Raw genomic sequence first — 6,202 nt, forward strand, 5'->3', positions numbered from 1 at the left:
GCGACCCCTACCCTTTGGCAATCAGGTTGCGACTGGAGAGTTCGCTGCGGAAGTCACGCAGCAGGCTCAGCACCGGGTTCGGTGCGGCCTGCCCCAGCCCGCAGATGGAGGCATCCGCCATCACACGGGCTAACTGCTGCAGCGTCTCCTCATCCCAAGTGTCACGTTCAAGCAGCGTCAGCATTTTCTCGGTGCCGACACGGCAGGGGGTGCATTGCCCGCAGGACTCATCGGCGAAAAAGCCCAGAAGGTTGGCAGCCACGGCGGGTAAATCATCCTGATCGGACAGGACGATTACCGCGGCTGAGCCGATAAAACAGCCGTGTTCCTGCAGAGTGTCAAAATCGAGGGGGATGTCTGCTTTGCTCGCGGGGAGAATCCCGCCAGAGGCCCCGCCGGGCAGATAAGCCAACAAGCGGTGCCCTTCGAGCATACCGCCACAATACTCCTCAATCAGTTCTGCGAGGCTGATGCCTGCCGGCGCAAGGTGCACGCCGGGGCGAACGACCCGCCCGGAAACCGAGAAGCTGCGCAGACCGCGCCGCCCACGGCGTCCCTGGCTGGCAAACCACTCGGCACCTTCGGCATGAATGCGCGGAATCCAGTAGACGGTCTCGACGTTATTGACCAGGGTGGGCCGACCGAACAACCCTTTCTGGGCAACAAAAGGTGGGCGAAGGCGAGGTTTGCCGGGTTTGCCCTCCAGAGATTCGATCAGCGCTGACTCCTCACCGCAAATGTAGGCGCCCGCCCCCCGGCGAAGGATTACGAAGCCGGCCTCGATGATACCGGTCGCCACCAGTTCGAAAATAGCCTCGGTCAGCACCCTGTGGAGGCCGGGGTACTCATCACGCAGGTAAATATAGAGGGCCTGCGCTTCGACCGCCCAGGCACTGACCAGAGCGCCCTCAAGGAATCCATGGGGTGCCTGCTCCAGATAAAAACGATCCTTGAAGGTGCCCGGTTCGCCCTCGTCAGCGTTGATCACCATATAGCGCGGCCCGGGTTCGGCCCGCACTGCCTGCCATTTGCGGAAGGTCGGAAAGCCCGCACCACCGAGGCCACGCAGGCCGGCGCGCTCCAGTTCGCTGGCGAGCGCTGCAACACTCACTGTGCCCTCGCGGCATTCCGTGAGCAGCCGATAACCACCGGCCAGACGGTAATCCGCAAGGCCTTGCCAGGCGATCAGCCGTGGCTGAACCTGCCTCTGCTTCAGGGCAGCACCCACGGTGCGGACGTCGGCATTGCACACATGGTGATGCCCGACAGCAACCACCGGCGCAGTATCGCAGCGCCCCATGCAGGGTGCTCGTACAACCCTGACCTGCGCAGGATCTGCCCCCTTCGCCAGCGCCTCGTGCAGTGCAGATGCGCCCACCAGACGGCAGGAAGGTGAGTCGCACACTCGCAGGGTCAACGCAGGGGGTGGCGTCTGATCATCGTGAACAACATCGAAATGGGCGTAGAAGGTCGCTGTTTCGTAGACAGCGGCCATGGGCAGATTCATATAGGCCGCCAGGGCCCTTAGCCTGGGTACGGAGAGGTAACCACAGGTATCCTGAATGGCATGCAGGTATTCGATCAAATGCTCGCGGTGGCGCAATGTGGCATCGACACGCTCGTCGCCGAGCAGGTCGCGCAACTCCGCCAGTAGAACGGGCTCAAGTTGGCGCCCGCGCGGAGAAGGCCGCCGGGGTTTGACCATCGGTTCGTCTGTGTTCATTGTTGTTGACCAGGCCCCGAAGTGCGTAAGACAGCCTTGTTGGCTGACCTGACGCTTTGCACATCATTGAAGCATAGCAGGGGGGGCATCACCAGACGAACGGAAACGGGTACGGGCCGCAAACAGACCTGGCCTGAAGCGTTGGGGATATTTGGGATCAGAAAAATAATGGAGGCGCGGGTCGGAATCGAACCGGCGTTAACGGAGTTGCAGGACGAACTTTCTGAACCCATTTTCTTATTTAAATACATGCACTTAAAGAACCTTCCTGCCAAATAATCTGCGCTCATTCGAGCATTGCAAAGTCTCTTCAAATCAATAAGTTATATTTTCATTTTTTGGGTGATTTTCCGCTCACCACCTCCGTCGGCTCGATAAGATCTTCTATCCATCAGGTAGTCCCCGCCCTTTAACACATCACAAACATTTTGCGTGCAGAACGCTGCTAGTTTTGTGCAGGCGTGTTGTCAGTGCCCCAATTTGCAGACCGTTATCTTAGTCCCTGCACGGTTGGGACGTTTAATTGCGTAAACCGCTGAAGGTTGCCACCCATTCCACGTGAAGCCTGCCACCCGGACCGGAGCAAGGCTGCCACCCATCGGAGCGTAGCGACGCGGGGTTTCTCTTCTTACTCCGAAGTCTCAGTGCCCGTCAACTTTGCCTGCTGTTTTCGCATGGATTCGCCCCGCAGATTGATCTTGTAGGCGTTGTGTACGAGCCGGTCCAGGATGGCATCTGCCAGAGTGGCGTCACCGATGATGCCGTGCCATTCCTCGATGGGTAATTGGCTAGTGGCGATGGTGGAGCGCCGGCCATGTCGGTCTTCCAGCACCTCCAGCAAGTCCCGCCGGTTCTCCGCGCTCAGCTTCATCAGCCCCCAGTCATCCAGGATCAGCACGTCGACCTTGGCCAGGCTGGTCAGGAGCTTTGAGTATTGGCCATCGCCCTTGGCGATGGTCAGCTCTCGTAGCAGCCGGGTCAGGCGGACGTACTGGGCGGTGTAACCCTCCCGGCAGGCCTTGTGTGCCAGAGCACAGGCCAACCAGGTTTTCCCGACGCCAGTCGGGCCGGTGATGAGCACGTTCAGGTGTTCCTTCACCCACTGGCAGCTGGCCAGACTCTGGACAAGCCCTTTATCCAGGCCCCGTGAGTTCCGGTAATCAATGTCTTCGAGGATGGCGGCGTGTCGCAGCTTGGCCCGGCGCAGGCGGCTGCTCATGCGTCGGTTGTCCCGTTCCGTCATTTCCCGGTCGACTAGCAGGCCAAGGCGCTCCTCGAAGCTCAGGTCGGTAATGTCGGGGGTGGCCGATTGATCCGCCAGGGCGGCGGCCATGCCGGTCAGTTTGAGGGCGTGGAGCTTATCCAGCGTGGGATGTTTCAGCATGTCAGGTTCCTTCAGTGGTAGTAGGCGGGGCCACGGATGTTGTCGTGTGTGTCGGGTAAGGCCAGTTCTTGTTGCTCTTCCAGGGGCTGCTCATCCAGGCGATGCTTGAGGATGGATTCGATGCTCTTGTATCGGCAGCTGCCCAGCATCAGGGCGCGTTGGCAGGCACGTTCTAATCGTGCCTCGCCGTAGCTCTGGCCCAGCCGGAGAATGCCCAGACAGGACCGATAGGCCTGTTGCGGATGCTTTCTTGCCCCCAGCGCGGTACGGATAAGCTTTTCAGTTGCCGGTCCAGTCTTGGCTGCCCAGGCGGTCAGTCGCTCTGGGGTCCACTCGCCGGCTTGGCGATGGGACTCCGGCATGTGAGCGGCGATGGTGCTATGCCGACCCTTCTGATCCGAACGCCGGTGGCTGGCGATCCGGTTGCCCCGGTGGAAGCATTCGATGGTGTTGTGGGTGATCCGGACCTCCACCTCTTTCTTGATCAGGGTGTAGGGCACCGAGTAGTAGTGCCCATCGATGGCCACGTGGTAGTCGATGTGTACCCGGGCTTTTTTCCACTCGGCGTAGACATACGGCTCGGCGGGTAGCGGTTGTAGAACCGGCTGGTCCAGCTGTTTGAAGTGATCAAGCCGGCACCCGGGCAACTTGCGGAAGGGGCGGCTATTGAGCTTCTCCAACAGCTCACGGATGGTGGCGTTGAGCTGCCCCAGGGAGAAGTGCTGACGATGGCGCAGGGCCGCCAGGATCCAGCGCTCAACGATCAATACGCCACCTTCCACCTTGGCCTTGTCACGGGGCTTGCGAACCCGTGTAGGGACAACGGCCACGCCATAATGGCCAGCCATATCCTGATAGGTCGGATTGAGGTCCGGCTCGTAGCGATGGGCCTTGCTGACGCCGGAACGGAGGTTATCCGGAACCACCAGTTCCGGCACGCCGCCCAGGAACTCGAAGGCTCGGATGTGGGAGCCGATCCAGTCCGGCAGGGTCTGGCTCCAGGTGGCCTCGGCGTAGGTGTAATTGGACGCACCCATCACCGCCACAAAGACTTGCGCCTCATGGATCTCCCCGGTGGTGCGGTCAATGACGGGCACCGTGTGCCCAGCATAGTCCACGAACAGCTTTTCACCGGCTCGGTGGTCCTGACGCATCACCAGATCCAGCTTGCCCTGCCAGGCCCGGTAGTGCTCGCAGAACCAGCTGTACTGGTAGCCATCCGGATTGGCTTCCCGGTACTCCTGCCAGAGCAGGAACAGGGTGACGTTCTTGCCCCGGAGTTCATCGTGGATTCGCTTCCAATCCGGAATGCCTCGGGCCTGTGCCGGCAGATCCGGTGGTGGCGGGAACAGCCGTTGCTCCAGCTGGGCTTCACTCAGATCCTCTGGCAGCGGCCAGCCAAGCTCCGCCTCAGCAGCACGCCGCAGATACTCGCTCACAGTGGGGCGACTGATGCCGCAGGCTGCGGCAACCTGCCGGTTACTCAGCCCTCGCTCCCACTTGAGGCGAAGGACTTCTTTGATTTTACGCATGGATAACCTCTTCGCTGGCATCTGACCCTCTCCGGATGAAAAGGAGCAGAGTACCGTTAGTTATCCCGCGCCGGACGTTTTGATGGGGAAATCAGGCAGCCTGCCAAGGTGGCAGCTTTGCCGTGGAATCAGTGGCAGCTTTCGCGTGGAATGGGTGGCAGGCTTCGTCTGGAATCAGTGGCAACCTTGGTCTGGAATACGCATTTAATTCCACCTTCCTAGCGAAAACGGCTCAATTGCTTTCGAAGCAGTTGGACCATTACCTGAAACTTTTGGAGTTACACCGCTGATGGCTATTAAAAAAGGCGAACTGACCTCACACTACGCATGCATTCCGAACGCGACATTGCAGGATCCTCGACTAACGCCAGAAGCACTGGGAGTCCTGGTGTTTCTTTTATCCTTGCCCGAAGACTGGATTATCAGAGCCGCCCAAATTAGGCGTAAATTTAATATCGGGAAATTCGTTCAACAAAGAGTTTTTCGGGAGTTGGAGCGGGCCGGATATCTGGTAAAAGAGAAGGAAAAAGACAAGGCTCGGACTAAAGACGGTCGCTGGACCTGCCGGATTACAATTTTTCAAACCTCCCAAAAACCACTGACGGACGAAGACGGACAATCTTGGGATAGCAAGTAAGGACTGGTAACAGAAAAGGCTTGGATGTCCTCCGCCTATTGGTATATCAAACGGCGCTAGGTACCTTTGACCTGCGCCCGTTACAAATGGAAGAAAAAGGGGTGTACGGAAAGGTCGCAAAGCGAACATTCGAAGTGGTGCCCAGAGCGCCATCTTCCAGCCGTAAAAGGCCAGGGATTTCGTTGAGACCGAAACCCAGCTACTGCGCCGTTTTCACAAACTTCAGCCTATCAAACTCGCCAGTTACTACGCGTCTGTTAAGTAAAAGTATTTGAAGGCTTCTCGATCACTCTACCTTTAGATTTTGCTGGTATTGCAGCATTTGCTCCATCATCAGCTGCATTTGATCCATGCGCTCCTGCATCATCTGAATTTGTTGCTCGTTAGACAGACTACCACCATTCTTTGATTTACCGCCGCCGTTCATCATGTGCTGACCTCCCATCATGCCGTTTTGTCCACGCATCATGCCGGGGCCCATCATACCGTGATGCATAAAACCCATTTGCTCTTGCATCGCCTCCCTGTGTTCTCGCATCAATCGTTGCCGTTCTTGCGGTGAAGCTTCATCAGGAATGCGTTGCATCAGCTGGTTCATGTGAGACCAGTTCTGGTGCATCTGTTGCATTTGCTCCTGATCCATCATCATGCCAGGACCATGCCCTTGCCATGAGCCTTGATCACCATGCGCTAGCACGAATGCAGGAAAAACCAACAACGCAGCGGTTGCTGTAAGTCCTTTAAATGAAATCATAAAGTTTACCCTCGAAATAAAATTAGACGTCCACACCATCGCACTTATCATTGTAGATCTTTATCCAGACAAACGCCGATTTTGACGACTACTAGTGTAATCCCCCCAGAAAATAATCGAGGTTTTGAGTAGAGACTTTTACAATGATCGCAGAAGGAGCGACAGATGAAGA

5 protein-coding genes are annotated in these 6,202 nt (G+C 57.6%); 1 reads left to right on the forward strand and 4 read right to left on the reverse strand.

Annotated features, from left to right (window positions below; all coding sequences use genetic code 11):
* Positions 1 to 7: 7 nt before the first annotated feature.
* From MLC70_RS01895 to istA, 3 genes are all read right to left on the reverse strand, one after another.
* Positions 8 to 1,723: an NADH-ubiquinone oxidoreductase-F iron-sulfur binding region domain-containing protein gene (locus MLC70_RS01895; RefSeq protein ID WP_248181287.1), complete on the reverse strand. Its 1,716-nt coding sequence runs from the start codon at positions 1,721 to 1,723 to the stop codon at positions 8 to 10.
* A 628-nt stretch (positions 1,724 to 2,351) separates the two neighbouring features.
* On the reverse strand, positions 2,352 to 3,107 hold the full coding sequence (istB, locus tag MLC70_RS01900; protein ID WP_008170042.1) for an IS21-like element ISSpu5 family helper ATPase IstB: 756 nt from the start codon (positions 3,105 to 3,107) through the stop codon (positions 2,352 to 2,354).
* An 11-nt stretch (positions 3,108 to 3,118) separates the two neighbouring features.
* Positions 3,119 to 4,660: an IS21-like element ISSpu5 family transposase gene (istA, locus tag MLC70_RS01905; RefSeq protein WP_011784409.1), complete on the reverse strand. Its 1,542-nt coding sequence runs from the start codon at positions 4,658 to 4,660 to the stop codon at positions 3,119 to 3,121.
* A 268-nt stretch (positions 4,661 to 4,928) separates the two neighbouring features.
* Here istA and MLC70_RS01910 point away from each other — a divergent pair, with 268 nt between their 5' ends.
* Positions 4,929 to 5,276 carry a helix-turn-helix domain-containing protein gene (locus tag MLC70_RS01910; protein ID WP_248181289.1) on the forward strand — a complete coding sequence of 116 codons (348 nt, stop codon included), beginning with the start codon at positions 4,929 to 4,931 and terminating at the stop codon, positions 5,274 to 5,276.
* A gap of 286 nt (positions 5,277 to 5,562) precedes the next feature.
* On the opposite strand, the gene MLC70_RS01915 is transcribed toward MLC70_RS01910, so the two are convergent.
* Entirely contained in the window at positions 5,563 to 6,030 is a 468-nt protein-coding gene (locus tag MLC70_RS01915; protein WP_041343552.1) for a hypothetical protein, read from the reverse strand.
* Positions 6,031 to 6,202: the final 172 nt, after the last annotated feature.

Origin of the sequence: Marinobacter goseongensis, from assembly GCF_023156235.1 — a bacterium.
In the GTDB taxonomy this organism is placed as follows: domain Bacteria; phylum Pseudomonadota; class Gammaproteobacteria; order Pseudomonadales; family Oleiphilaceae; genus Marinobacter; species Marinobacter goseongensis.